We start from the raw sequence: 22,561 nt of genomic DNA, 5'->3' as shown, positions 1-22,561 counted from the left end.
CGTGAACGGCAACTTCTCAAGCCGCGTTGAAGGGAGGAGCATTCCATGGGTCGCAGTTTGAAAAAAGGACCTTTCGTGGATGGATATCTTCTGAAGAAAGTGGAAGAACTGTCCGGTTCGAACAAGAAGGTCGTCATTAAAACTTGGTCCCGTCGCTCGACGATTTTCCCGCAATTCGTGGGTCAAACGTTCGCTGTATACGACGGACGCAAACACGTTCCAGTGTACGTATCGGAAGACATGGTCGGTCACAAGCTTGGCGAGTTCGCGCCTACGCGCACGTTCAAAGGCCACACGGACGACGACAAGAAAACCGGCAAAAGATAATTTAACCCTACGAAGTGGGGTCGGCACGGCGGCTTGAGGCCGCGGCGCGACCGCACGAACGTAACGTAAGGGAGGAGGTACACCGATGTCTCAGCAATCGAAAGCCGTCGTGAATAACATTCGCATCCCGGCTCGCAAAGTCCGCTTGGTCGTAGACCTGATCCGCGGCAAGAAAGTCGGCGACGCGATCGCGATTCTGCGCCATACGCCTCGTTCGGCATCTCCGGTAGTGGAGAAACTGCTGAACTCCGCAATCGCGAACGCAGAGCATAACTTCCAGCTCGACGTGAACAAATTGGTCGTGTCCGAGGCCTTCGTGAACGAAGGAGCTACGATGAAACGATTCCAACCTCGTTCCCAAGGTCGCGCATTCAGCATCTTAAAGCGTTCCAGCCATATTACGCTGGTCGTATCCGAGAAATAAGGAGGGACAACGTGTGGGTCAAAAAGTAAATCCCGTCGGTCTTCGCATCGGCATTATCCGTGATTGGGAATCCAAATGGTATGCTGACAAAGATTTCGGCACCCTTCTTATCGAAGATGTCAAAATCCGCGAATTCCTTAAAAAGAAACTCAAAGAAGCTGCGGTTTCCAAAATCGAAATCGAACGCGCGGCTAACCGCGTTAACGTTACGATTCATACCGCTAAGCCGGGTATCGTTATCGGTAAAGGCGGCTCCGAAGTCGAAGTGCTTCGCGGCCAACTGACGAAACTGACGAACGGCAAAAAAGTGCACATCAACATTTCCGAGATCAAAAACCCGGAACTGGACGCTATCCTCGTTGCCGAGAGCATCGCGCAACAACTGGAACGCCGCGTTTCCTTCCGCCGCGCAATGAAACAAGCGATGCAACGCACGCAACGCGCCGGCGCAAAAGGAATCAAAACGTCGGTTAGCGGTCGTCTGGGCGGAGCGGAAATTGCTCGTCAAGAAGGATACAGCGAAGGCACGGTGCCATTGCACACGCTGCGCGCCGATATCGATTACGGTACTGCGGAAGCACATACCACTTACGGCCGCATCGGCGTTAAAGTATGGATCTACCGTGGCGAAGTCCTTCCGACGAAGAAAAGAGCTGCTGAGGAAGGAGGCAACTAATCATGTTGGTCCCTAAACGCGTCAAACACCGCAAAGTACACCGCGGTAAAATGAGAGGTAACGCTAAAGGCGGCGCTGAAGTACACTTCGGCGAATACGGCCTGCAAGCGATGGAGCCTTCTTGGGTAACGAATCGTCAGATCGAGGCTGCTCGTATCGCGATGACTCGCTACATCAAACGGGGCGGTAAAGTTTGGATCAAAATTTTCCCTTCGAAACCGATCACCCAAAAGCCTCTCGAGGTTCGGATGGGTAGCGGTAAAGGTAACGTAGAAGCTTGGGTTGCCGTTGTGAAACCGGGCAAAGTATTGTTCGAACTCGCAGGGGTATCCGAGGAGATCGCACGGGAAGCAATGCGCCTTGCGGCACACAAACTGCCGATCAAGACGAAGTTTGTGAAACGTGAAGAACTGGGTGGTGAAGCAAATGAAAGCCAGTGAATTTCGCAACCTGACTTCGGCGGAATTGGAACAGAAGATCGCCGGCTTCAAGGATGAGCTGTTCAACCTCCGCTTCCAACTGGCTACTGGCCAACTGGATAACCCGCATCGCCTCGGCGACTTGCGGAGAGAAATTGCCCGGGCTAAAACCATTTTGCGCGAGCGTGAACTCGGCATCGGCTAATACCCGAAACAAGCCCTGAAGATCGATTTCAGGAAGGAGGATTACCATGAGCGATCGCAACAACAATCGTAAAGTGCAGATTGGTAAAGTTGTCAGCGATAAGATGGACAAAACGATTGTGGTAGCTGTCGAAACGTACAAAAAACACAGTCTCTACCACAAACGGATCAAATACACGAAGAAATTCAAAGCGCATGACGAAAGCAATCAAGCGCAAATCGGCGATACCGTTAAAATCATGGAGACCCGCCCGCTGTCGAAAGACAAAACGTGGCGTATGGTCGAAATCGTCGAGAAAGCCGTACTGGCCTAACCCGCTGCGAGCGTATCAAGGCTGAGATTCAGCCGTTAAGATCGTCAGCATTCTCACTTGTGGATTGAAAGGAGGACCTTGCGATGATTCAACCGTTTACGCGTTTGGCAGTTGCCGACAACTCCGGCGCTAAAGAATTGATGTGCATCCGCGTGCTTGGCGGTACTGGACGCCGCGTCGGACATATCGGTGATATGATCGTATGCTCCGTTAAACAAGCAACACCAGGCGGCGTTGTCAAAAAAGGCGACGTAGTCAAATGCGTTATCGTTCGCACGAAGCGTTCGGTACGCCGTAAAGACGGATCCTATATCGCGTTCGACGAGAACGCTGCGGTTATCGTTAAAGAAGACAAGAGTCCGCGCGGCACTCGGATCTTCGGACCAGTTGCCCGTGAGCTTCGCGAACGTGACTTCATGAAAATCATTTCCCTGGCACCGGAAGTTATTTAATGCTCCGGTACGCACCGATGGAGAAACACTCAAGGAGGTGTACCCATGCCCCGTCTGAAAAAAGTGCTTGAATCGCACAACAATAAATTGCACGTGAAGAAGGACGATAACGTTATCGTCATCTCCGGCAAAGACAAAGGTAAGAAAGGTCGCATTATCGCCGCTTATCCGCGCGAGAACCGCGTCCTGGTGGAAGGCGTAAATATGGTCAAGCGCCATACTCGTCCGAACCCGACGAACCCGCAAGGCGGTATCATCGAGCGCGAAGCGCCGATTCACGTATCGAACGTGATGCATATCGATCCGAAAAGCGGCAAGCCGACCCGCGTCGGCAACAAAACGCTCGATAACGGCACGAAAGTCCGGGTAGCGAAACGCTCCGGAGAAATGATCGACTAATCGCGATTAGAACGGAAAGGAGGTCACTGTGACTCATGGCAGCAAGAATGAAGGAACGTTACCTGAATGAAATTACTCCTGCTCTGATGCAGAAGTTTAGCTACAAATCCGTCATGCAAGTGCCGAAGATCGAAAAAGTCGTCATCAACATGGGTGTCGGCGAAGCGGTTTCCAACTCCAAAATCATCGATTTCGCAGTTGAAGACATGCAAAAGATAGCCGGTCAAAAACCGGTCGTCACTCGCTCGAAAAAATCGATCGCGGGCTTCCGCCTGCGCGAGAACTTGCCGATCGGCGTTAAAGTAACGCTTCGCGGCGAGCGGATGTACTACTTCCTGGATAAATTGTTCAACATCTCTCTCCCGCGCGTACGCGACTTCCATGGCGTGTCGACGAAATCGTTCGACGGCCGCGGAAACTACACGCTGGGCTTGAAAGAACAATTGATCTTCCCGGAAATCGAGTATGACAAGATCGATAAAGTTCGCGGGATGGACATCGTCATCGTAACGACTGCACAATCGGACGAAGAGGCGCGTGAGCTGCTCACCCAATTGGGTATGCCGTTTGCGAAGTGACGATAACCCCTGTCAATGAGCAAAAGGTTACCTAATGGAGGTGTGAAAGCAAGTGGCAAAAACGTCGATGAAAATCAAGCAACAGCGTGCGCCGAAGTTTAAGGTCCAAGCTTACACGCGTTGCGAACGTTGCGGTCGTCCGCATTCCGTTTTGCAAAAGTTCAAGATCTGCCGGATCTGTTTCCGAGAGTTGGCATATAAAGGCCAGATTCCTGGCGTTAAAAAAGCGAGCTGGTAATCAGCCTAGTTCGGGAAGGAGGTTTACCCCATGGTTATGTCTGATCCAATTGCAGATATGCTGACGCGCATTCGCAACGCGAATCTGGTGCGTCATGAATCTGTGGAACTGCCTGCGTCTACGGTGAAGAAGCAAATTGCTGAAATCCTGAAACGCGAAGGCTTCATCCGCGACGCCGAGTACGTCGAGGACAACAAACAAGGCCTGATCCGTATCTTCTTGAAGTACGGACCGAATAACGAGCGCGTTATTACTGGCTTGAAACGTATTAGCAAACCCGGATTGCGTGTTTACACGAAATCCACTGAAGTTCCGCGTGTGCTGGGTGGCCTCGGCATCGCGATCATTTCTACATCCAAAGGCATCGTAACCGACAAGGAAGCTCGTCAAGGCAAATCCGGCGGCGAAGTGCTCTGCTACGTTTGGTAATTTAACCGTCATACGATTGGAGGTGTACCTATGTCCCGTATTGGACGCAAACCGATCCAGGTGCCTAACGGCGTGAACGTGAACCTGGACAACAACGTCATTACGATTAAAGGTCCTAAAGGATCTTTGTCCCGTGCCCTGCACGGCGATATGAAAGTCTCTTACGAGTCTGATGTCATTACAGTTGAACGTCCTTCCGACAACAAGCTTCACCGCTCGTTGCACGGAACGACGCGCAGCATCGTAGCTAACATGGTTAACGGCGTAACCGACGGTTATGTCAGAAACCTTGAGCTGGTAGGTGTGGGTTACCGCGCGAGCAAGTCCGGCGATAAGCTGGTACTGAACGTTGGTTACTCCCACCCGGTTGAAATCGTGCCTGCTAACGGCATCGAATTCGACGTTCCGGCACAAAACAAAATCATCGTTAAAGGGATCGATAAAGAAGCAGTCGGCGAGACTGCTGCTAAGATCCGCGCCGTTCGTCCTCCAGAGCCTTACAAAGGCAAAGGCATCAAGTACGAAGGCGAACGCATCCTTCGCAAAGAAGGTAAAGCAGGCAAGAAGAAATAAAGAAATCCGTTGCGGGTGGTTAAGAGCTGCCTAGATGCAACAACGAGAAGGGAGTGTCCTTTCGGATGATAACTAAAGGCGATAAAAATAAAGCCCGTTTGAAGCGCCACCTTCGGGTGCGCAAGAAAATCACCGGGACTAACGAGCGTCCGCGTCTGTCCGTGTTCCGCTCTTCCAAGCACATCTACGCTCAATTGATCGACGACGTTCAAGGCGTTACGCTGGCAAGCGCGTCGACAATCGACAAAGAGCTTACGGAAGCAGGAAACGGCGGCAGCGTGGAATCCGCGGCTAAAGTCGGAACGTTGATCGCTCAACGCGCGAAAAGCAAAGGGTATGAGAACGTCGTGTTCGACCGCGGCGGTTACCTCTATCACGGACGTATTCAAGCACTGGCTGACGCAGCTCGCGAAGCCGGCTTGCAGTTTTAATTCACTTTCGAAACAAGGAGGTAAACGACTTGCGTGTAGATCCGAATACATTGGAACTTACGGAAAAAATGGTTCAAATCAACCGCGTTTCCAAAGTCGTCAAAGGCGGACGTCGCTTTAGTTTCAGCGCCCTCGTCGTTGTCGGCGACGGAAAAGGCTGGGTTGGCGCCGGAATCGGCAAAGCTTCCGAAGTCCAAGATGCAATCCGTAAAGGCGTCGATGACGCCAAGAAAAATCTCGTGTTCGTACCACTCGTTAAAACAACCATTCCGCACGCCGTTACGGGACAGTTCGGCGCCGGCAAAGTGTTGCTGAAACCAGCTTCCGAAGGTACGGGCGTAATCGCGGGCGGTCCTGTCCGCGCTGTGCTCGAACTGGCTGGAGTCGGCGATATTTTGACGAAATCGCTGGGATCCTCCAACTCCATTAACATGGTCAATGCGACGTTGGAAGGTCTTTCCCGACTGAAACGCGCCGAAGACGTAGCGAAACTGCGCGGCAAAACCGTAGCAGAGCTATTCCGTTAAGGAGGGGAAACAGATGGCACAGCTTCAAATCACCCTCGTACGCAGCTTGATCGGCCGTCCGGAGAATCAACGCCAAACGGTGAAATCTCTCGGACTCGGCAAACTGCACACGACCGTCGTTAGAGAAGACAATGTCGCGACTCGCGGCATGATCAACGCGGTAAGCCACTTGATCGAAGTTAAAGAAGTTTAAGCACAAAACGATTATTTCTCAAGGAGGTGCGACGTACGATGAAATTGCATGAGCTATCTCCGAACGAAGGTTCGAAGTTCACCCGTAAACGCGTTGGACGCGGCGCGGGTAGCGGTCTCGGCAAAACGTCCGGTCGCGGTCACAAAGGGCAAAACGCTCGTTCCGGCGGCGGAGTTCGTCCCGGTTTCGAGGGCGGCCAAAACCCGTTGTACCGTCGGGTACCGAAACGCGGATTTAACAACGATCGTTTCGCGACGGTTTTCGCGATCATTAATCTTGATCAGCTGAACCGCTTTGCGGCCGGCACGGAAGTTACTCCGGAATTGCTTCTCGAAGAGGGCATTCTGAAAAATCCGAAAGACGGAATTAAAGTTCTGGGCAATGGCGAACTGAAAGTTGGGCTTACCGTTAAAGCACACAAGTTCTCCCAATCCGCTGCAGAAAAAATTCAAGCCGCCGGCGGTAAAACCGAGGTGATCTAATGTTCGCGACCGTCACAAACATTTGGAAAGTTGGGGACCTTCGTTCGAGGATCCTCTTCACTCTTTTCATCCTGTTCGTCTACCGTGTCGGTTCCTTTATTCCGGTTCCGAACATTAATAAGGACGTTCTTGAGCAGTCCGGTTCCGCGGGTGCAGACCTCTTCGGCCTTCTCAACACGTTCTCCGGCGGTGCGCTGTTCAACTTCTCCATCTTCGCGTTGGGGATTACGCCGTACATTACGGCTTCGATCATCGTTCAACTCCTTTCCATGGACGTCATTCCGAAGTTCTCGGAATGGCAGAAGGAAGGCGAGAACGGCAAGCGTAAGCTGGCCCAAATCACCCGTTACGGCACGATCGTTCTGGGCTTGATCCAAGCTTTCGCTACCGCTATCGGCTTTAACCGGATGTACAGCTACGAAATGGTACTCGATCCGAGCACGGCAACGTACTTGACGATCGCTATCGTTTTGACGGCGGGCACCGCGTTCCTGATGTGGCTGGGCGAGCAGATCAACGAGAAGGGTATCGGAAACGGGATCTCGATCCTGATCTTCGCGGCGATCGTCGCCTCGATTCCGAAACACGCTCGCGACATTTACTCCACCTTTTTCACGGATTCGAGCCAAGTGTTCATGAGCATCGTGAAGGTAATCATCATCCTGCTCGTAATCGTCCTGATTATCGCAGGGGTTATCTTCATCCAACAAGGCGTTCGCAAGATTCCGGTTCAATACGCAAAACGGGTTGTCGGACAGAAAATGTACGGCGGCCAATCGACGCACATTCCTCTTAAAGTGAATGGCGCCGGCGTTATTCCCGTCATCTTCGCGGTATCGCTGCTCATGTTCCCGATTACGATCGCCAACTTCTGGTCGAATCACGATTGGGCGCGCTGGATCATCAACCATATGTATTACGACAAGCCGCTCGGCATGACGCTGTACATCTTGTTGATCATCGGCTTTACCTTCTTCTACACCTTCGTTCAATTCAATCCGCAGCAACTCGCGGACAACATGAAGAAGAACGGCGGCTACATCCCAGGCATTCGCCCGGGCAAGCCGACGGCCGGATTCCTGATGCGGGTTATCACGCGCATTACGCTGGCCGGAGCGATCTTCCTGGCGCTGATCTCGGTTCTTCCGGTGTTCTTCGGATCGTTGGCGGACTTGCCGAAATCGGTACAGCTTGGCGGCACGTCCCTTCTCATCGTCATCGGCGTTGCGCTCGAGACGATGAAGCAGATCGAAAGCCAGCTGATCAAACGTCACTACAAAGGGTTTATCAATAAGTAACCTACCGAACGGGCAGGAGGAACAGCGATGAACATCTTGTTTATGGGGCCTCCTGGCGCCGGTAAGGGCACGCAGGCAGAGCGGATCGTCGATCAATTCGGCATTCCGCATATCTCTACCGGTGATGCGTTTCGTTTAGCCATTAAGCAAGGCACGCCGATCGGAAAGAAAGCCAAGGAGTACATCGACCAAGGCCTTCTTGTACCGGACGAAGTGACGAACGGCATTGTACGCGAGCGTATCGCGGAACCCGATTGCGCCAACGGATTTCTGTTGGACGGATTCCCGCGGACGATCGCTCAAGCCGAAGCGCTCGACGGCATGCTCGCCGAGATGGATCGCAAGATCGACCATGTCATTAACCTGAAAGTGGACCCCGGCTTCTTGCTGGCCCGCATTACGGGAAGATTGATCTGCAGAACTTGCGGTGCGGCGTATCACGTAGTTAACAACCCTCCGAAGCAGGAAGGCATCTGCGATAAGGATGGGGGAGAGCTGTACCAGCGTCCCGACGATACGGAAGATAAAGTGGCTACCCGCCTTGACGAGTATACGTCCAAGACGGCACCTCTTCTTGCGTATTACGGCGCTAAAGGATCGCTCCGCGAAGTTGACGGGGAGAAGGATATCGACGAGGTTACGGCCGACATCGCATCCCTTCTTAGAGGGTAACCGGCTATGATCGTAATCAAGTCCGAGAAAGAACTAAACCTCATGCGCGAGGCGGGAAGAATCGTCGCGGAAACGCATCGCTTGATGAAACAAGCGGTCGTTCCCGGCGTGAGCACCGCCGAGTTGGATCGGATCGCGGACTCGTTCATTCGCAGTCAAGGAGCCGTTCCATCGTTCAAAGGCTATAACGGATTCCCGGCCAGCATATGCGCTTCCACGAACGAGGAACTCGTTCACGGGTTTCCCGGTCCGCGGAAGCTTGTAGAAGGCGACATCATCAGTATCGATATCGGCGCACAGTACAAAGGCTATCACGGTGATTCCGCTTGGACCTACGGCGTCGGGAGCATTTCCGGCGAAGCGCAGCGTTTGTTAGACGTTACCGAGGCTTCGCTCTATGCGGGCCTTGAGTTGATTCGTCCGGACGTCAGGCTTTTCACCGTATCCCATGCGATACAGAAGGTTATCGAAGACGCGGGCTTTTCGGTCGTCAGGGAATACGTCGGTCACGGCGTAGGCGCTGAACTTCACGAGGAGCCGCAGATTCCGAACTACGGCATTCCCGACCGCGGTCCGCGGCTCAAACCGGGAATGACGCTGGCGATCGAACCGATGGTCAACGTGGGAGAGCGTTACGTGAAGACTTTATCCGACAACTGGACGGTCGTCACAGTCGACGGTTCGCTGTGCGCGCATTTCGAGCATACGGTTGCCGTAACCGAAGACGGGTACGAAATCTTAACCCGTGCGTAAGCTAGGTGATCATATGACGGTAAACGTGAAGTTGGAACCCGGAGATATCGTGAGAAGCCGGCGTGGAAAAGACGAAGGGCAATTGGCCATCGTGGTCGCCCTCGTCGATGAGCGATTCGCGCTCGTGGCCGACGGCGACAAACGCCGGTTCGATCGGCCCAAACGCAAAAACGTGCTGCATCTCGAATCGATTGGGGAACGAAGCGACGAAGTCGCGAACAACCTTCGCGACACCGGACGCGTGACGAACGCGAAGCTTCGTTACGCGATCGGCGTAATCGAACAACGGCTCGAAGCGCATGCTGAAGAGAAAGGAGAATGACGGTTGGCCAAAGAGGACGTCATTGAGGTAGAAGGAACGGTAATCGAACCGCTACCGAACGCCATGTTCAAAGTGGAACTCGAGAACGGACATCAAATTCTTGCGCATGTTTCCGGCAAGCTGCGCATGCACTTCATTCGGATTCTGACGGGGGACAAAGTGGTTATCCAGTTGTCGCCGTACGATCTGACCAGAGGACGCATTACTTACCGGAAATAATTCAGATTCAAAACCCGCCGGCTGCTGGCGGAAGCTAACATTCGGCCGCACAATTAAGGAGGGTATTATCATGAAGGTGAGACCTTCGGTCAAGCCGATTTGCGAGAAATGCAAAGTCATTCGCCGCAAAGGCAACGTGATGGTTATCTGCGAGAACCCGAAACATAAACAAAAACAAGGCTAACGTAAAAGGAGGTGCCCCCTAATGGCACGTATTTCTGGTGTTGACCTCCCGCGCGACAAGCGCGTGGAAATCGCTCTGACGTACATCTTCGGAATCGGCAAGTCCACTTCCCAAAAGATCCTCGCGTCGACGGGCGTCAATCCCAACACTCGAGTTCGCGATCTGACGGAAGACGAGCTGGCTCGCCTTCGCGAGACGATCGACAAAGAACTCAAGGTTGAGGGCGACTTGCGTCGCGAAATTGCACTAAACATCAAGCGCCTGATCGAGATCGGTTCTTATCGAGGCCTCCGTCACCGCCGCGGTCTTCCGGTTCGCGGACAACGTTCTAAGACCAACGCGCGCACGCGTAAAGGTCCACGTCGTACTGTAGCGAACAAGAAGAAGTAAGAAGGGGGGATAACAAACATGGCACAAAAGGGCAAGAAAGTCGTACGTACCAAGCGTCGTGATCGGAAAAATATCGATTCTGGCGTAGCGCATATCCGCTCTACGTTTAACAATACAATCGTGACGATTACGGATCCGCACGGTAATGCGGTTTCCTGGGCTAGCTCCGGTAACCTTGGCTTCAAGGGCTCCCGTAAGAGCACGCCATACGCAGCACAAATGGCGGCTGAATCCGCCGCACGCGCTGCAATGGAACACGGCATGCGTTTGGTTGAAGTTTCCGTTAAAGGACCTGGCGCCGGCCGCGAGGCTGCTATCCGTTCGTTGCAAGCCGCTGGCCTTGAAGTCAGCATGATCAGAGACGTCACTCCGATCCCGCATAACGGATGCCGTCCTCCAAAACGCCGCCGCGTATAACATCGTTGCATGTGTGGTATCAAACAAGAACAACTTGAGAATAATGGTTGTAACGGTTAGGCATACTACATGGTTTACCCCATAAACATTTCTCCTTGTTAAAGGCTGAACCCTATGCTTGGGTGAACGACAGGCAATGCGCAACGTCAGCGACGTTTTGAAGGAGGTTTTGGTTGTGATTGTGATCGAGAAACCGAAGATCGATTCCGTGGAGCTTCATGATGACAAGAGATACGGACGTTTCGTCGTCGAGCCGCTTGAACGCGGCTACGGCATGACGCTCGGCAACTCTCTTCGCCGCATTCTGCTGTCGTCCCTTCCGGGCGCGGCGGTCGTATCGGTGCAAATCGACGGCGTGCTTCATGAATTCTCCACGATTCCGGGTGTTATCGAGGATGTTACGCAAATCATCCTCAATCTGAAGCGGCTTTCGCTTAAGATTCATTCCGACGAGGAAAAAGTGCTCGAGATCGACGCGGAAGGCGACGGCATCATCACTGCCGGCGATATTCGCGCGGACAGCGATGTGGAAATCCTTAATCCGGATTTGCACATCGCGACGCTGGCTTCCGGCGCGCGTCTGCACATGCGGATTTTCGCCAGAATGGGCCGCGGATACGTGCCTTCCGATCGAAACAAGAAGGAAGATCAGCCGATCGGCGTTATTCCGATCGACTCGATCTATACGCCGATTACCCGCGTGAACTATCAGGTCGAGAATACGCGCGTCGGTCAAGTCACAAACTATGACAAGCTTACGCTTGAAGTTTGGACCGACGGCAGCATTCGTCCCGAAGAAGCGGTTAGCCTCGGCGCGAAAATCTTGACGGACCACTTATCCTTATTCGTCGGTTTGACGGACGAGGCCAAAGATACCGAGACGATGAAGGAGAAGGAAGAGGACAAGAAAGAGAAAGTTCTCGAGATGACTATCGAAGAGCTCGATCTTTCCGTTCGTTCCTACAACTGCCTCAAACGTGCCGGCATCAATACCGTTCAAGAGTTGATCACGAAAACCGAAGAAGACATGATGAAGGTCCGCAACTTGGGCCGCAAGTCTTTGGAGGAAGTACAAGAGAAACTCGAAGAACTCGGATTGGGCCTGCGTTTCGAGGAATAACATCGTTAAAGCAGAAGTGACAATGAAACGTAGCGCCGCGGGCGTTACGCCTTTCATTGCACGAGTGAGGGGAGGAAAAACAAATGGCTTATCAAAAACTGAGTCGCGACTCCAGCGCGCGGAAAGCTCTGTTCCGCGATCTGACGACCGACCTGTTCCTGTACGAGCGCATTCAAACGACCGAAGCGAAAGCGAAAGAAGTTCGCTCCATCGCCGAGAAGTTGATTACGCTTGCTAAGCGCGGAGACCTGCACGCTCGTCGTCAGGTAGCTGCATTCGTGCGTCGCGAGAGCCTTGACGGCAGCCAAGACGCCATCCAGAAGCTGTTCTCCGAGCTCGCTCCGCGTTACGCGGAACGTCCGGGTGGATATACTCGCATCCTGAAGCTGGGACCACGCCGCGGAGATTCGGCTCCTATGGTGTATCTCGAGCTCGTAGATCGCGCGTAAGAACGGTGCAAAGCAGGATGCATACCCGAGCAGTCGACAATCCCGAGACTAGTCTCGGGAGGTCGACGACCAGGGAAGGATGGGCCGAATGGAAGCATTCGGATCATCCTTTTTTTGTGGCCTCGGCCGCTAACGTGAGGAAGGTGCCGATATGAGAAATCTCGTTTTGATCGTCTGTTACGACGGGACGGACTATTACGGCTTCCAAAGTCAGCCCGGCGGCAACACGATTCAGGATAAGCTGGAGGACGCGATCGAAAAGCTGACGGGAGAAAGATCCCATCTTGTCGGTTCAGGCCGTACGGACGCCGGCGTTCACGCCAGATATCAAGTCGCGAACTTCCGTACGCCGTCCCGCATTCCGATCGATCGATGGGTTTTGGCTCTGAATTCCAGGCTGCCGAGCGATATCGTCGTACAATGCGTCTATGAGGGGAGCGACCGTTTCCATGCGCGCCATGGCGCGTTAAGCAAAACGTATCGCTACACGATCAACTGTAATCGTATACCGGACTTGTTTCGTCGGAGATACGAATTCCATCATCCGACTCCGCTCGATCTACAGGCGATGCGCGAAGGACTCGGCCATCTGATCGGTACGCATGATTTCTCTTCGTTTACGTCTCCGCTTTCGACGAAGCCTAACCATATCCGTACGGTTATAAGTGCCAGGCTCGACCTCGAAGATGGCTCCGACATACGCGATCAGTATCCGGTTTCGGATCACTGGGCCAAGTGGGATGCTAAGTACGGCGAAGCCAAACGCAGAGGCGTTATCCAGTTGTACATTACCGGTACGGGATTCCTCTACAATATGGTTCGCATTATTGCCGGTACGTTAATTCAAGTCGGCGAAGGAAAGAGAACCGCTTCCGATATGGGCGATATACTGGCGGCGAAAGACCGGGCGAAGGCCGGACCGACGTCCGTCCCGCATGGGCTTTCTCTCTGGGGAGTCGATTATGAGGAACTGCCTATGAATATGGATGATTAAAGGAAAATTACTTGCAAATCACTATGGGTTCATGTACAATAAATTTTGTGCCTTCTGCGTGGCTACCCACGGCCCCAGCGTAGCGAGGTCACATTTTTTGGCGCGCTTCGCGCATTCGGTTCTCAATCGAGTCCGGTCGACGAAGTGATCGCTTGTACCCATCCATCAAACCGACAATTGATTTGAACGAGAAAGTCATGCGTTCCCATACAAAGCAGGGAATTAACCCGAAGGAGGATCTTTCATGCGTACAACCTACATGGCCAAGCCGCTTGAAGTCGAGCGCAAATGGCATATCATCGACGCCGAAGGCAAAACGCTCGGTCGTCTCGCTAGCGAAGCTGCAGCTTTGATCCGCGGCAAGCACAAGCCTGAATTCACCCCTCACATCGACACGGGAGATTTCGTCATCGTGATCAATGCGGAGAAAATCGTTCTGACCGGCAAAAAATTGCAACAAAAGAAATACTACACGCACTCCCACTATCCGGGCGGTCTGAAAACGACGACGGCTCAAGAGATGATCAACCGTAAACCGGCTCGCATCATCGAACTGGCTGTCTACGGCATGTTGCCGAAAAACAAGCTCGGTCACCAGCTTCAAGGCAAGTTGAAAGTGTACGCAGGAACCGAACATCCACATCAAGCCCAACAACCTGAAGTTTACGAACTTCGCGGATAAAAAAGGAGGACTTTCGAATGGCTCAAGTGCAATATTTAGGAACGGGTCGCCGCAAGCACTCCGTTGCGCGGGTTCGTCTCGTGCCGGGTGAAGGCCGCATCGTTATCAACAAACGCGAAATCAACGAGTATTTCGACCTCGAAACGTTGAAATTGATCGTTAAACAACCGCTTAACCTGACCGAAACGGTCGGCAAATACGACATCATCGTTCTTGCTCATGGCGGCGGTACTTCCGGTCAAGCTGGCGCGATCCGTCACGGTATCTCCCGCGCTCTTCTGAAAGCAGATCCGGAGCTTCGTCCGGCGCTGAAGAAAGCCGGATTCCTGACTCGCGATCCGCGTATGAAAGAACGTAAGAAATACGGCTTGAAAGCCGCTCGTCGCGCTCCACAATTCTCCAAGCGTTAATATTCATTTCATCAACATGCCTTTCTCCCATTGCGAAACCGATGGCGGGAAAGGCATTTTTTGTTTCCCGGAATGAGTGGGATTTATGATAAGTATAGATTGAACAATCGAACGGTTGAGCGTATAATAAGTGGTATTCATACTAAATTACTTGGATTTCAACGGAGGTCATTCGAATGAATCTGATTGAAAAAGAAAACTTGATCCGCCAAAAAGCGGAAGAGTTCGAAAACGCGTCGCCGGAGACGGTTATTAAATGGGCGATCGAGACGTTTCCGAACCTAACGTTCGCTTGTAGCTTCGGCGCGGAAGACGTCGTGCTCGTGGACATGATCCAGAAAATCAGCCCGTCTACCGATATTTTTTACTTGGACACGGATTTCCACTTCAAGGAGACTTACGAGACGCGCGATCGCATGGAGGATAAGTACAACCTGAAGTTCGTCCAAGTGAAACCGAAGCTGACGCCGGAAGAGCAAGCGGCCGAGCATGGCGACGAGCTGTGGAAAGCCGATCCGACGGCATGCTGCAACATTCGCAAAGTCGAGCCGCTCACGCGCATTCTTTCCCAATACGACGCCTGGATTACGGGCATTCGCCGCGATCAAGCGCCGACTCGCGCCAACGCGAAGAAAGTCGAATACGACACGAAGTTCGGTCTCGTAAAGTTCAATCCGATCGCTTCCTGGACGTCCGAGGACGTATGGAACTACATTCGCGCCAACGATATCATTTACAATCCGCTTCACGACCAGAATTATCCGAGCATCGGCTGCGAATATTGCACGAAAAAAGTCATGCCGGGCGAAGATCCTCGTTCGGGCCGTTGGGCCGGCAACGAGAAGACGGAATGCGGACTTCATAAGTAAGATAACCCACAATCCCCACATGGATTCAAAGGAGCTACTCATCTCATGAGCGCAATTCAACCGCATGGCGGACAATTGATCAATCGGATCGTCGAAGGCAAGGAACGCGACGAATTGCTGGCAAAAGCGGCGACTTTGCCGGTCATTCCCGTTAACGCTTGGGCAATCTCGGACTTGGATTTAATCGGCGTCGGCGCATTCAGCCCGCTGACGGGTTTCCTTAACGAAGACGACTATGTCTCCGTTGTCGATAACATGCGTCTCGCGAACGGCTTGCTTTGGAGCATTCCGGTCACCCTGGCGGTCACTTCCGACCAGGCGGCGGCTTTGTCCGTAGGCAAGCAAGCGGCTCTCGTCGGAGAGAGCGACGGCATCGTATACGGCATCATCGACGTGGAAAGCATTTACCAGGCGAACAAGAAACACGAAGCCGTGAAAGTGTTCAAGACGGATGATCTCGAGCACCCGGGCGTCGTGAAGCTGTTCGACCGTCCGAACACGTACGTGGGCGGATCCGTTCGAGTGCTGAACCGTCCGGTGCCGGAGAAATTCAACGAGTTTTATTTCGACCCGGCCGAGACGCGCCGCATTTTCGCGGAGAAAGGCTGGAAGTCGGTCGTCGGGTTCCAAACCCGCAATCCTGTTCACAGGGCGCACGAATACATTCAAAAAGCGGCGATGGAAATCGTCGACGGTCTCTTCCTGAATCCGCTAGTCGGCGAGACGAAATCGGACGACGTGCCGGCTAACGTGCGGATGAAGAGTTACCTGGCGCTGCTGGAGAACTATTATCCGAAAGACCGCGCGTTCTTGGGCGTATTCCCGGCCGCGATGCGGTACGCGGGTCCCCGCGAGGCGATCTTCCACGCGCTCGTCCGCAAGAACTACGGTTGCACGCACTTCATCGTCGGACGCGACCACGCGGGCGTCGGCGATTACTACGGCACATACGAAGCGCAAGAATTACTGAAGTCGTTCGCGGCGGAAGAACTCGGCATTACGCCGCTGTACTTCGAACACAGCTTCTTCTGCACGAAATGCGGCAACATGGCCTCCAGCAAAACTTGCCCGCACGACAAAGAGCACCATCTGACGCTTTCCGGCACGAAAGTGCGCGCGCTGCTGCGCGACGGCATCTGCCCGCCTCCGGAATTTTCTCGTCCGGAAGTGGCGCAAATCTTGATCGAAGGCATGGCCGAAGCCAGCAAAACGTACGCGATCTAAAAATCATAAAAATCCATCTTGTCCCATAGGATGTAGGGAGCTTTCCCTGGGACGAGGTGGATTTTATTGTTTAACGGGCTTAAGGAAAGAAACGGCCGGCACCGGAGAAGACCGTTGTACCCGCGCGGACGCCTGATCGTATTGATGACCCGCAGGGCGATGCTCAGACTTGCGATCGTCGGTTGTTTAATGCTGCTAACGGTAGCGGTGTTACTGAGCGAAATTCCGTCTTCGCGGACGTGGTCGCACTGGAGCTTGCCGTTGTCGGGCAAAGTCATCGCTCTGGATGCCGGGCACGGCGGCCCCGACGGAGGGGCGGAGAGCCGCGACGGAGTGATCGAGAAGGACTTGAATTTGGCGATCGTGCTCTATTTACGGGATTACTTGCAGCAAGCCGGAGCGGTCGTGCAATTGACCCGGGAAGGGGATTACGACCTGGCTTCCCCGAACACGAAAGGCTATTCGAAGCGCAAGACGGAGGATTTACTGGAGCGAGCGGACCGCGTATCGAAGCTGGAGGCCAGCTTGGCCGTCAGCGTGCATATGAACAGCATCCCCTCGCCGCGCTGGTCGGGCGCCCAGACCTTCTATTCGCTGAACAACGGGGACAGCCGGCGTCTGGCGACGATGATCCAGTCGGAGCTTCGCGGCGTTCTGGGCAACACGCAGCGAATCGCCAAGAGGACCGATACGATTTACTTGCTCAAGGCGTTGAAGATGCCGACGGCGCTCGTCGAAGTCGGTTTTCTTTCCCACCCGGAAGAAGCCGAGCTCCTCGCAGACGAGCAATATCAACGCAAGGTGGCCGGGGCGATATACAGGGGGATCTTGCGCTACATGAACGGTGAAACGGAAAAGCCTGTGCTATAATAGGCGTGAAGGTTATCGTCAGTAAGAATGAGATTGGAGGTCGTCGTCTTGGTCACCAGAGAATCCATTATCGAAGCATTGCAATCCATACAAGAACCTACGCTCAAGACAAGCATCGCGAGTCTGGGGCTCGTACGCGACATCGTTGTGCGGGAAACGTCGGTATCGTTGTCCGTCGTTCTTCATCCCGATAGCATGGCACGGTCCGCGGACGTCGATCGCGCGATCGCGGAAGCCTTATCGAAGACGAACGCGCCGGCGCCTCATCTGCGCGTACGACAGATGTCGGAACGGGAAATCGCGGAGACGGCGGCAAAGCTGCAACCGCAAGCCCAGGCACAGGCTGCTCAAGAGAAGAAAGCTCCGATCAAAGGGCATGGAGCCGGTCTCGAGAACGGAACGATTCTGCATCCGGACAGCGGCGTCGAATTCATCGCGATCGCAAGCGGCAAAGGCGGCGTCGGCAAGTCGACCGTCACCGTGAACTTGGCCGTGGCGCTGGCGCGCTTAGGCAAGCGCGTCGGTTTGATCGACAGCGACATCTACGGCTTCAGCGTGCCGGATATGATGGGGATCGAAGAGCGGCCCGAGCAAGCGGGGGATAAAATCATTCCCGTCGAAAGATTCGGCGTCAAAGTCATCTCGATGGGCTTCTTCGTCGAAGACAACAACCCGATCGTCTGGCGCGGACCGATGCTCGGTAAAATGCTGAGAAACTTCTTCGCCGAAGTGAGCTGGGGAGAACTCGATTTCCTGTTGCTCGATCTGCCGCCGGGGACGGGGGACGTCGCCCTCGACGTCCATCAGATGATCCCGCAGAGCAAGGAGATCATCGTCACGACGCCTCACGCGACGGCCGCGTTCGTCGCTGCCCGCGCGGGCGCGATGGCGATCCGCACCGAGCATGAGATTCTGGGCGTCGTCGAGAATATGTCCTACTTCGAGAGCAAAGAAACAGGCAATAGGGAGTACGTGTTCGGCAGAGGAGGGGGCGGACGCCTTGCGGAGACGCTGAATACGGAGCTATTGGCGCAATTCCCTCTCGGCGCGCCGGACAATCATCCGGCGGAACCCGATTTCTCCCCGTCTGTATACAAGGCGGACTCGGCAATCGGGCAAGAATATTTGAACCTCGCCCGCTCGGTCATCGAGCGTTGCGGCAAATAAACGAAAAGCGGTTGGACGAATCATCGTCCAACCGCTTTTTTTCGTCGCGATTACGACGACGGGATCAACCGCCGCCATCTCCGCCGCCATCTCCGCCTCCGCTGTCTCCGCCGCCCTCGCTACCGCCGCCTTGCTCGCCTTTTTTCTCGTCTTTCTTCTCCGTGCTCGGCGTAAGTTCTTCCTTGACCACGCTTTGCAGCAGTTTCATGATTTCAAGCTTGAATAGCGGATTTTCCATCGATTCCGTTACCGAACTCATGATCAGCTTGCGCACATCCGTCGTTTTCATCGAATCCGTCATGATCTTAAGCATCTCGGGCGACTTGAACATATCGACGAGTTCTTTCTGATACATCGGGTCTTTCATGAGATCTTTGTGAATCTGCTTGTTGTCCTTGCTGACCGCTTTGGCGAACTCGCCCGCGAACTTCGGGTCTTTCATGATTTTCTCGAGAACGGTCGAGTAATCCGGAGAAGTCAGCACGTCTTTGACGACTAAACGGACTTGGGCTTGGTCGGAAGGCGTCAGGCTTTTCATCTGTAGCGTGCTTTCGCCGTATTGGGCGGTGGAAGCTTTCTCCATCGCCTTCTGGGCTTCTTCCGAGCCGAGTATGTCGATGACCATCGATTTCACTTCTTTATAGCTCATCTGGCCGCCGCTGCTTCCGCCGGATTCGGCACCGCAGGAGGCAAGCAGCAACGACATGACGGACAGCAGTACGAGCAAGCGCAAACGAAGAAGCATACCGCACAGCTCCCTTTCCTTCAGTAGGGTGATGGCTGTAGTATGCTTCGACAACCTTGTGAATATTAGGGGCTTTACATGGCTTTTTGGTCTGTTCATGGTAAAATGATGATGATTATGCAGAGGAGGTAACTGTGCTTTGAATTTACGCAAATGGATGAGATTATTCGGTGCCACCATACTGATCGGCGCTCTCGTGACCGTAGTCGGAAGCGTGTGCATACAGTTGGCCAATCCCGATTTTAGAGACGTGGAAGCGGGAGGATGGCTTTCCTATATTCTCATGATGGCTTTGATCGGAATGACGTTCGGAGCGTTTTCCCATATGGGCTTCTTTGCCTATATGATGTTGAATTACATCGCCAGAAGCATTTTCAAACGGCCCATGACTTGGGTGACCATCCAAGGCTTCATCACGGCTTTCATTCTATTCGAGATCGGCTACTGGACGTACGACACGAACTTCCCGGAACAAACGTATTGGGCCGTGCCTCTAGGCCTCTTGGTCGGTTCTTTGCTCGTCGGTTGGATGAAGACGGGCCAGACGAGCGCGGGAGCATGGGTGCCGACGATCTTCTTCCTGATCGCGATCACGACGTTGGAGTCTATACCCGTATTTAAGTTAGGGAATATCTCGTCGCTGATGTACCAAATGATCCCGCTGTTCGTCTGTAACGCTTACCAAATCATGAGATTGCACCGGATACTCGCTTCGGAGCCCGCAGCGGCGCCGGTCGCGGCGGCTACTAAGTAAAATAAGGGGAAGCCAGCTCGTTCCAAGCGGAGCGGTCCTCGACCGTTTTGCCGTTCGTTTCCGTCTGGTTGATCATTTGCGATACGGTGACGAATTCATAGCCTTTGGCCCGAAGCTGATCGATGATGGTCGGTAACGCCTCGTGCGTTTGCTTGCATGAATCGCTGGCATGCAACAAGATGATGTCTCCGGGGTGAGCTTTGCCGACGACTTTGTTAATGATGATGTCTACGCCCGGGTTTTTCCAATCGAGGGAATCGGTATCCCATTGGATGACTTTATAGTTCAGGCTTTCGGCGATACGCAGCACGCGCTTGTCGAAATCTCCGTTCGGCATCCGGATCAAGTTCGGGGACTTGCCCGTCATTTCCCTTAAAATGCCGTCGGCGGTCGTGATTTGCTTGCGGATTTCTTCGTCGCTATACTGGCTGTAGTTGTCGTGCTTGTGGCCGTGGCTTCCGACTTCGTAACCCGCGTCCGTGATTTTCTTGACGATGTCGGGATGGGTCTTGCTCCATGGGGACGAGAGAAAGAACGTCACGTTCTTGACGCCTTTCGTCTTGAGGATGTCGAGAATCGGCTCCGCGCGCTTGTCGCCCCAACTAATATCGAACGTCAAGGCGATGACCTTGCGCTCCGTCGGCACGCTGTATACGGCGGCCGGAGGATGGGGCGCGAACACGCTGAGGTTGTTTTTTTCCACCCAAATAACCGCGATGGATAGAATGGCGGCTACCGTAAGGAAAAAGATCTTTTTGATGCGCCGTCCGTCGAAAACGAAAAAATGATTCATGGGACTTTGAACTCCTTTCGGGTATGGAAGATAGCGTCCGCGCCGCGGGGGGACGAACGATCGAATCGCTTGTACTACCAATGTATGCTTGACCCATACAGATATTCATAAGGCATGTCTATGCGAAGGGAGAACGGCGATGTTCGCACGCAAGCGGTTAAAAGAGACTTGGAAGGAAATTCGCCCTTATTTCATTTTTGCGGCGATGCTGTTTTTCGCGGGAGTCGTGATCGGAATGACGCCCGACGCGCCGACGGAATTTTTGAAGGAACAGATAAAGGGCTTGGCCTCGATCGCGGAAGACGTCAATCGTTCCGATCATCCCGAGCGGACGATGTTCTTCCTCGTGCTCCTAAACAACATCACGGCTTCTCTGCTGGCGATGGGATTCGGCGTGATCGCGGGTATCATGCCGATCGTCATGCTCGTCACGAACGGCCTTGTCGTCGGTTTCCTGATCCAAAGAGTATCCGGAGCGGGAGAAAGCACGTGGGAACTCGTATTGAAGGGGTTATTGCCGCATGGCCTATTCGAATTGACGGCCGTCTTCTTGGCGTGCGCGTTCGGCATGCGGTTCGGCGTCACTCTATTGAAGGGGATCTTCGGCTCGGCGTTTGGAAAGAAGCTCCCTTGGCAGCCCTTCGTCAGCACGGCTACCGGCGCGGTTCCCGCGTTGATCGCGATTTTCGCGTTGCTGCTTATCGGCGCTGGCGTCGAGAGCACGATCACGAATTGGTTATTGAACTAAAGTTTCGCGGGTGCGGTCGATTCTGTCATAAAGTCGGCGAAAGAAGAGCATAACAGTAGGACAAAAGCCGCCTATTCACGGAAGGAGCCGCATCCTATGCTCGGAATGATGTTTACGGAGAAGGAATGCAAGGAATTCGATTATTTGTTGCGCAAAGAAATGGACGAGATGCTTCTCGACATGGGGGACCGCCGTTTGGACGGTCCCGTGAAGGAAGCGATCTCGAAGCGATACAAGATCATCTTCCGGATGTACGCCAGAATCGCGCCGCCGCGGGAGTTGTCCAGGTACGCGACGGGGCTTCGCATGCAAAGATAAAACATCGGATAAAGCTTCTTAATAAAGATGTGCAAAAAGGCTTGACTTAGGCATTCGTTCTATGGTAAATTATCTTTCGCCCCAGTAAGAACGGGCCGCAGCGAGCGAAGTAATGAAATGGCAACGGAAAAAATTAAAAAATAACTGTTGCAAAGTACTAACAAGCTGTGATATATTATTCAAGTCGCTGTTAACGCAGACGACGAGGAAATAACGAAACAAAACGAATCACAAATTGTTCTTTGAAAACTGAACATTGAGCGTAAGAAACAAACAATCGTCGAAGTCGACTTTCGGGTCGGCGGAGACAAACCAGCAGTGAATGAGCCTCAAAAGGCTCTGTAATATCTGCGATTTCGACTGACGCGACCCTTCGGGACGCTAACGTCGAAGCGCTTATTATGGAGAGTTTGATCCTGGCTCAGGACGAACGCTGGCGGCGTGCCTAATACATGCAAGTCGAGCGGATCTTCTCCTTCGGGAGAAGGTTAGCGGCG

General features: G+C 53.4%; 38 protein-coding genes and 1 rRNA gene. 37 read left to right on the top strand and 2 right to left on the bottom strand.

Annotated elements, in window-relative coordinates; all coding sequences use genetic code 11:
* The first annotated feature begins 45 nt into the window (after positions 1 to 45).
* The 33 genes from rpsS (at position 46) to ACFPPD_RS08340 (ending at position 18,706) form a co-directional block, all read left to right on the top strand.
* The gene (rpsS, locus tag ACFPPD_RS08500; RefSeq protein ID WP_135153599.1) at positions 46 to 327 is read left to right on the top strand and encodes a 30S ribosomal protein S19; all 282 of its coding nucleotides are present in this window, start codon (positions 46 to 48) and stop codon (positions 325 to 327) included.
* Positions 328 to 412: 85 nt separating this feature from the next.
* On the top strand, positions 413 to 751 hold the full coding sequence (gene rplV, locus ACFPPD_RS08495; RefSeq protein WP_209750086.1) for a 50S ribosomal protein L22: 339 nt from the start codon (positions 413 to 415) through the stop codon (positions 749 to 751).
* 13 nt (positions 752 to 764) lie between these two features.
* Positions 765 to 1,427 (top strand): 30S ribosomal protein S3, encoded by a 663-nt coding sequence (rpsC, locus tag ACFPPD_RS08490; RefSeq protein ID WP_209750085.1) that lies wholly within the window; start codon positions 765 to 767, stop codon positions 1,425 to 1,427.
* Between the two features lie 2 nt (positions 1,428 to 1,429).
* Positions 1,430 to 1,867, top strand: a complete 438-nt coding sequence (rplP, locus tag ACFPPD_RS08485; protein WP_120979965.1) for a 50S ribosomal protein L16 — start codon at positions 1,430 to 1,432, stop codon at positions 1,865 to 1,867.
* The gene (rpmC, locus tag ACFPPD_RS08480) at positions 1,854 to 2,051 is read left to right on the top strand and encodes a 50S ribosomal protein L29 (protein ID WP_209750084.1); all 198 of its coding nucleotides are present in this window, start codon (positions 1,854 to 1,856) and stop codon (positions 2,049 to 2,051) included. Before rplP ends, rpmC begins: the two co-directional genes overlap by 14 nt.
* Before the next feature lie 46 nt (positions 2,052 to 2,097).
* The gene (gene rpsQ / locus ACFPPD_RS08475; RefSeq protein WP_209750083.1) at positions 2,098 to 2,364 is read left to right on the top strand and encodes a 30S ribosomal protein S17; all 267 of its coding nucleotides are present in this window, start codon (positions 2,098 to 2,100) and stop codon (positions 2,362 to 2,364) included.
* 83 nt (positions 2,365 to 2,447) lie between these two features.
* Positions 2,448 to 2,816 (top strand): 50S ribosomal protein L14, encoded by a 369-nt coding sequence (gene rplN / locus ACFPPD_RS08470; protein WP_041066914.1) that lies wholly within the window; start codon positions 2,448 to 2,450, stop codon positions 2,814 to 2,816.
* 45 nt (positions 2,817 to 2,861) lie between these two features.
* Positions 2,862 to 3,215 (top strand): 50S ribosomal protein L24, encoded by a 354-nt coding sequence (gene rplX, locus ACFPPD_RS08465; protein WP_209750082.1) that lies wholly within the window; start codon positions 2,862 to 2,864, stop codon positions 3,213 to 3,215.
* A 35-nt stretch (positions 3,216 to 3,250) separates the two neighbouring features.
* A complete protein-coding gene (gene rplE, locus ACFPPD_RS08460; protein WP_209750081.1) occupies positions 3,251 to 3,793 on the top strand; it encodes a 50S ribosomal protein L5 in 543 nt (180 codons plus the stop codon).
* Between the two features lie 52 nt (positions 3,794 to 3,845).
* Positions 3,846 to 4,031, top strand: a complete 186-nt coding sequence (locus ACFPPD_RS08455) for a type Z 30S ribosomal protein S14 (RefSeq protein WP_027087364.1) — start codon at positions 3,846 to 3,848, stop codon at positions 4,029 to 4,031.
* Between the two features lie 30 nt (positions 4,032 to 4,061).
* Positions 4,062 to 4,460 carry a 30S ribosomal protein S8 gene (rpsH, locus tag ACFPPD_RS08450; RefSeq protein ID WP_094050615.1) on the top strand — a complete coding sequence of 133 codons (399 nt, stop codon included), beginning with the start codon at positions 4,062 to 4,064 and terminating at the stop codon, positions 4,458 to 4,460.
* Between the two features lie 30 nt (positions 4,461 to 4,490).
* Positions 4,491 to 5,033 (top strand): 50S ribosomal protein L6, encoded by a 543-nt coding sequence (gene rplF / locus ACFPPD_RS08445; RefSeq protein ID WP_209750080.1) that lies wholly within the window; start codon positions 4,491 to 4,493, stop codon positions 5,031 to 5,033.
* Positions 5,034 to 5,098: 65 nt separating this feature from the next.
* Positions 5,099 to 5,464, top strand: coding sequence for a 50S ribosomal protein L18 (gene rplR / locus ACFPPD_RS08440; RefSeq protein ID WP_209750079.1), 366 nt, complete (start codon positions 5,099 to 5,101; stop codon positions 5,462 to 5,464).
* A gap of 29 nt (positions 5,465 to 5,493) precedes the next feature.
* On the top strand, positions 5,494 to 5,991 hold the full coding sequence (gene rpsE, locus ACFPPD_RS08435) for a 30S ribosomal protein S5 (RefSeq protein WP_209750078.1): 498 nt from the start codon (positions 5,494 to 5,496) through the stop codon (positions 5,989 to 5,991).
* Positions 5,992 to 6,004: 13 nt separating this feature from the next.
* Positions 6,005 to 6,184 (top strand): 50S ribosomal protein L30, encoded by a 180-nt coding sequence (rpmD, locus tag ACFPPD_RS08430; protein ID WP_209750077.1) that lies wholly within the window; start codon positions 6,005 to 6,007, stop codon positions 6,182 to 6,184.
* A gap of 38 nt (positions 6,185 to 6,222) precedes the next feature.
* Positions 6,223 to 6,666: a 50S ribosomal protein L15 gene (gene rplO, locus ACFPPD_RS08425; protein ID WP_209750076.1), complete on the top strand. Its 444-nt coding sequence runs from the start codon at positions 6,223 to 6,225 to the stop codon at positions 6,664 to 6,666.
* Positions 6,666 to 7,964 (top strand): preprotein translocase subunit SecY, encoded by a 1,299-nt coding sequence (gene secY, locus ACFPPD_RS08420; RefSeq protein ID WP_209750075.1) that lies wholly within the window; start codon positions 6,666 to 6,668, stop codon positions 7,962 to 7,964. Before rplO ends, secY begins: the two co-directional genes overlap by 1 nt.
* Positions 7,965 to 7,991: 27 nt before the next feature.
* A complete protein-coding gene (locus ACFPPD_RS08415) occupies positions 7,992 to 8,636 on the top strand; it encodes an adenylate kinase (RefSeq protein WP_209750074.1) in 645 nt (214 codons plus the stop codon).
* Between the two features lie 6 nt (positions 8,637 to 8,642).
* The gene (gene map, locus ACFPPD_RS08410) at positions 8,643 to 9,389 is read left to right on the top strand and encodes a type I methionyl aminopeptidase (protein ID WP_209750073.1); all 747 of its coding nucleotides are present in this window, start codon (positions 8,643 to 8,645) and stop codon (positions 9,387 to 9,389) included.
* 13 nt (positions 9,390 to 9,402) lie between these two features.
* Positions 9,403 to 9,711: a KOW domain-containing RNA-binding protein gene (locus ACFPPD_RS08405; protein WP_209750072.1), complete on the top strand. Its 309-nt coding sequence runs from the start codon at positions 9,403 to 9,405 to the stop codon at positions 9,709 to 9,711.
* Positions 9,712 to 9,714: 3 nt separating this feature from the next.
* Complete coding sequence (gene infA, locus ACFPPD_RS08400; protein ID WP_035121186.1) at positions 9,715 to 9,930, top strand: translation initiation factor IF-1; 216 nt, start codon at positions 9,715 to 9,717, stop codon at positions 9,928 to 9,930.
* Positions 9,931 to 10,000: 70 nt separating this feature from the next.
* A complete protein-coding gene (gene rpmJ / locus ACFPPD_RS08395; protein WP_003333770.1) occupies positions 10,001 to 10,114 on the top strand; it encodes a 50S ribosomal protein L36 in 114 nt (37 codons plus the stop codon).
* 21 nt (positions 10,115 to 10,135) lie between these two features.
* A complete protein-coding gene (gene rpsM / locus ACFPPD_RS08390) occupies positions 10,136 to 10,504 on the top strand; it encodes a 30S ribosomal protein S13 (RefSeq protein WP_209750071.1) in 369 nt (122 codons plus the stop codon).
* A gap of 18 nt (positions 10,505 to 10,522) precedes the next feature.
* Entirely contained in the window at positions 10,523 to 10,921 is a 399-nt protein-coding gene (rpsK, locus tag ACFPPD_RS08385) for a 30S ribosomal protein S11 (RefSeq protein ID WP_120979980.1), read from the top strand.
* A 175-nt stretch (positions 10,922 to 11,096) separates the two neighbouring features.
* Positions 11,097 to 12,041: a DNA-directed RNA polymerase subunit alpha gene (locus tag ACFPPD_RS08380; RefSeq protein WP_209750070.1), complete on the top strand. Its 945-nt coding sequence runs from the start codon at positions 11,097 to 11,099 to the stop codon at positions 12,039 to 12,041.
* 83 nt (positions 12,042 to 12,124) lie between these two features.
* A complete protein-coding gene (gene rplQ / locus ACFPPD_RS08375) occupies positions 12,125 to 12,490 on the top strand; it encodes a 50S ribosomal protein L17 (RefSeq protein ID WP_209750069.1) in 366 nt (121 codons plus the stop codon).
* Positions 12,491 to 12,641: 151 nt separating this feature from the next.
* Positions 12,642 to 13,484 (top strand): tRNA pseudouridine(38-40) synthase TruA, encoded by an 843-nt coding sequence (gene truA, locus ACFPPD_RS08370; RefSeq protein ID WP_209750068.1) that lies wholly within the window; start codon positions 12,642 to 12,644, stop codon positions 13,482 to 13,484.
* 244 nt (positions 13,485 to 13,728) lie between these two features.
* Positions 13,729 to 14,166 carry a 50S ribosomal protein L13 gene (rplM, locus tag ACFPPD_RS08365; protein WP_209750067.1) on the top strand — a complete coding sequence of 146 codons (438 nt, stop codon included), beginning with the start codon at positions 13,729 to 13,731 and terminating at the stop codon, positions 14,164 to 14,166.
* A gap of 17 nt (positions 14,167 to 14,183) precedes the next feature.
* Positions 14,184 to 14,576, top strand: a complete 393-nt coding sequence (gene rpsI / locus ACFPPD_RS08360; protein WP_209750066.1) for a 30S ribosomal protein S9 — start codon at positions 14,184 to 14,186, stop codon at positions 14,574 to 14,576.
* A gap of 176 nt (positions 14,577 to 14,752) precedes the next feature.
* The gene (locus ACFPPD_RS08355; protein ID WP_209750065.1) at positions 14,753 to 15,445 is read left to right on the top strand and encodes a phosphoadenylyl-sulfate reductase; all 693 of its coding nucleotides are present in this window, start codon (positions 14,753 to 14,755) and stop codon (positions 15,443 to 15,445) included.
* Between the two features lie 45 nt (positions 15,446 to 15,490).
* Complete coding sequence (gene sat, locus ACFPPD_RS08350) at positions 15,491 to 16,669, top strand: sulfate adenylyltransferase (protein ID WP_209750064.1); 1,179 nt, start codon at positions 15,491 to 15,493, stop codon at positions 16,667 to 16,669.
* Between the two features lie 144 nt (positions 16,670 to 16,813).
* Positions 16,814 to 17,539 (top strand): N-acetylmuramoyl-L-alanine amidase CwlD, encoded by a 726-nt coding sequence (cwlD, locus tag ACFPPD_RS08345; protein WP_209750123.1) that lies wholly within the window; start codon positions 16,814 to 16,816, stop codon positions 17,537 to 17,539.
* 48 nt (positions 17,540 to 17,587) lie between these two features.
* Complete coding sequence (locus ACFPPD_RS08340) at positions 17,588 to 18,706, top strand: P-loop NTPase (protein WP_378081839.1); 1,119 nt, start codon at positions 17,588 to 17,590, stop codon at positions 18,704 to 18,706.
* A 64-nt stretch (positions 18,707 to 18,770) separates the two neighbouring features.
* Here the strand turns inward: ACFPPD_RS08340 and gerD are convergent, their stop codons facing one another.
* A complete protein-coding gene (gerD, locus tag ACFPPD_RS08335) occupies positions 18,771 to 19,451 on the bottom strand; it encodes a spore germination lipoprotein GerD (RefSeq protein ID WP_209750062.1) in 681 nt (226 codons plus the stop codon).
* Between the two features lie 139 nt (positions 19,452 to 19,590).
* Between gerD and ACFPPD_RS08330 the strand changes: the two genes are divergently transcribed.
* Positions 19,591 to 20,205, top strand: coding sequence for a KinB-signaling pathway activation protein (locus tag ACFPPD_RS08330; protein WP_209750061.1), 615 nt, complete (start codon positions 19,591 to 19,593; stop codon positions 20,203 to 20,205).
* Here ACFPPD_RS08330 and pdaB read toward each other — a convergent pair.
* Positions 20,198 to 20,998 carry a polysaccharide deacetylase family sporulation protein PdaB gene (pdaB, locus tag ACFPPD_RS08325; protein ID WP_209750060.1) on the bottom strand — a complete coding sequence of 267 codons (801 nt, stop codon included), beginning with the start codon at positions 20,996 to 20,998 and terminating at the stop codon, positions 20,198 to 20,200. The two genes, ACFPPD_RS08330 and pdaB, sit on opposite strands and share 8 nt — an antisense overlap.
* Positions 20,999 to 21,137: 139 nt before the next feature.
* Between pdaB and ACFPPD_RS08320 the strand changes: the two genes are divergently transcribed.
* The 3 genes from ACFPPD_RS08320 to ACFPPD_RS08310 all read left to right on the top strand — a co-directional run.
* Entirely contained in the window at positions 21,138 to 21,746 is a 609-nt protein-coding gene (locus ACFPPD_RS08320) for a stage II sporulation protein M (protein ID WP_209750059.1), read from the top strand.
* 96 nt (positions 21,747 to 21,842) lie between these two features.
* Entirely contained in the window at positions 21,843 to 22,064 is a 222-nt protein-coding gene (locus ACFPPD_RS08315; protein ID WP_209750058.1) for a hypothetical protein, read from the top strand.
* 398 nt (positions 22,065 to 22,462) lie between these two features.
* A 16S ribosomal RNA gene (locus ACFPPD_RS08310) occupies positions 22,463 to 22,561 on the top strand; the annotation flags it as partial.

Origin of the sequence: Cohnella suwonensis, from assembly GCF_042655365.1 — a bacterium.
Taxonomy (GTDB): Bacteria; Bacillota; Bacilli; order Paenibacillales; family Paenibacillaceae; genus Cohnella; species Cohnella suwonensis.
This window is presented reverse-complemented; position numbering and strand designations above follow the sequence as displayed.

Coding starts and splice junctions, on each gene's coding strand:
- rpsS (WP_135153599.1), top strand. CDS start 46: ATGGGTCGCAGTTTGAAAAAAGGACCTTTCGTGGATGGATATCTTCTG.
- rplV (WP_209750086.1), top strand. CDS start 413: ATGTCTCAGCAATCGAAAGCCGTCGTGAATAACATTCGCATCCCGGCT.
- rplP (WP_120979965.1), top strand. CDS start 1,430: ATGTTGGTCCCTAAACGCGTCAAACACCGCAAAGTACACCGCGGTAAA.
- rpmC (WP_209750084.1), top strand. CDS start 1,854: ATGAAAGCCAGTGAATTTCGCAACCTGACTTCGGCGGAATTGGAACAG.
- rpsQ (WP_209750083.1), top strand. CDS start 2,098: ATGAGCGATCGCAACAACAATCGTAAAGTGCAGATTGGTAAAGTTGTC.
- rplN (WP_041066914.1), top strand. CDS start 2,448: ATGATTCAACCGTTTACGCGTTTGGCAGTTGCCGACAACTCCGGCGCT.
- rplX (WP_209750082.1), top strand. CDS start 2,862: ATGCCCCGTCTGAAAAAAGTGCTTGAATCGCACAACAATAAATTGCAC.
- rplE (WP_209750081.1), top strand. CDS start 3,251: ATGGCAGCAAGAATGAAGGAACGTTACCTGAATGAAATTACTCCTGCT.
- rpsH (WP_094050615.1), top strand. CDS start 4,062: ATGGTTATGTCTGATCCAATTGCAGATATGCTGACGCGCATTCGCAAC.
- rplF (WP_209750080.1), top strand. CDS start 4,491: ATGTCCCGTATTGGACGCAAACCGATCCAGGTGCCTAACGGCGTGAAC.
- rplR (WP_209750079.1), top strand. CDS start 5,099: ATGATAACTAAAGGCGATAAAAATAAAGCCCGTTTGAAGCGCCACCTT.
- rpmD (WP_209750077.1), top strand. CDS start 6,005: ATGGCACAGCTTCAAATCACCCTCGTACGCAGCTTGATCGGCCGTCCG.
- rplO (WP_209750076.1), top strand. CDS start 6,223: ATGAAATTGCATGAGCTATCTCCGAACGAAGGTTCGAAGTTCACCCGT.
- secY (WP_209750075.1), top strand. CDS start 6,666: ATGTTCGCGACCGTCACAAACATTTGGAAAGTTGGGGACCTTCGTTCG.
- ACFPPD_RS08415 (WP_209750074.1), top strand. CDS start 7,992: ATGAACATCTTGTTTATGGGGCCTCCTGGCGCCGGTAAGGGCACGCAG.
- map (WP_209750073.1), top strand. CDS start 8,643: ATGATCGTAATCAAGTCCGAGAAAGAACTAAACCTCATGCGCGAGGCG.
- ACFPPD_RS08405 (WP_209750072.1), top strand. CDS start 9,403: ATGACGGTAAACGTGAAGTTGGAACCCGGAGATATCGTGAGAAGCCGG.
- rpmJ (WP_003333770.1), top strand. CDS start 10,001: ATGAAGGTGAGACCTTCGGTCAAGCCGATTTGCGAGAAATGCAAAGTC.
- rpsM (WP_209750071.1), top strand. CDS start 10,136: ATGGCACGTATTTCTGGTGTTGACCTCCCGCGCGACAAGCGCGTGGAA.
- rpsK (WP_120979980.1), top strand. CDS start 10,523: ATGGCACAAAAGGGCAAGAAAGTCGTACGTACCAAGCGTCGTGATCGG.
- rplQ (WP_209750069.1), top strand. CDS start 12,125: ATGGCTTATCAAAAACTGAGTCGCGACTCCAGCGCGCGGAAAGCTCTG.
- truA (WP_209750068.1), top strand. CDS start 12,642: ATGAGAAATCTCGTTTTGATCGTCTGTTACGACGGGACGGACTATTAC.
- rplM (WP_209750067.1), top strand. CDS start 13,729: ATGCGTACAACCTACATGGCCAAGCCGCTTGAAGTCGAGCGCAAATGG.
- rpsI (WP_209750066.1), top strand. CDS start 14,184: ATGGCTCAAGTGCAATATTTAGGAACGGGTCGCCGCAAGCACTCCGTT.
- ACFPPD_RS08355 (WP_209750065.1), top strand. CDS start 14,753: ATGAATCTGATTGAAAAAGAAAACTTGATCCGCCAAAAAGCGGAAGAG.
- sat (WP_209750064.1), top strand. CDS start 15,491: ATGAGCGCAATTCAACCGCATGGCGGACAATTGATCAATCGGATCGTC.
- cwlD (WP_209750123.1), top strand. CDS start 16,814: ATGACCCGCAGGGCGATGCTCAGACTTGCGATCGTCGGTTGTTTAATG.
- gerD (WP_209750062.1), bottom strand. CDS start 19,451: ATGCTTCTTCGTTTGCGCTTGCTCGTACTGCTGTCCGTCATGTCGTTG.
- pdaB (WP_209750060.1), bottom strand. CDS start 20,998: ATGAATCATTTTTTCGTTTTCGACGGACGGCGCATCAAAAAGATCTTT.
- ACFPPD_RS08320 (WP_209750059.1), top strand. CDS start 21,138: ATGTTCGCACGCAAGCGGTTAAAAGAGACTTGGAAGGAAATTCGCCCT.
- ACFPPD_RS08315 (WP_209750058.1), top strand. CDS start 21,843: ATGCTCGGAATGATGTTTACGGAGAAGGAATGCAAGGAATTCGATTAT.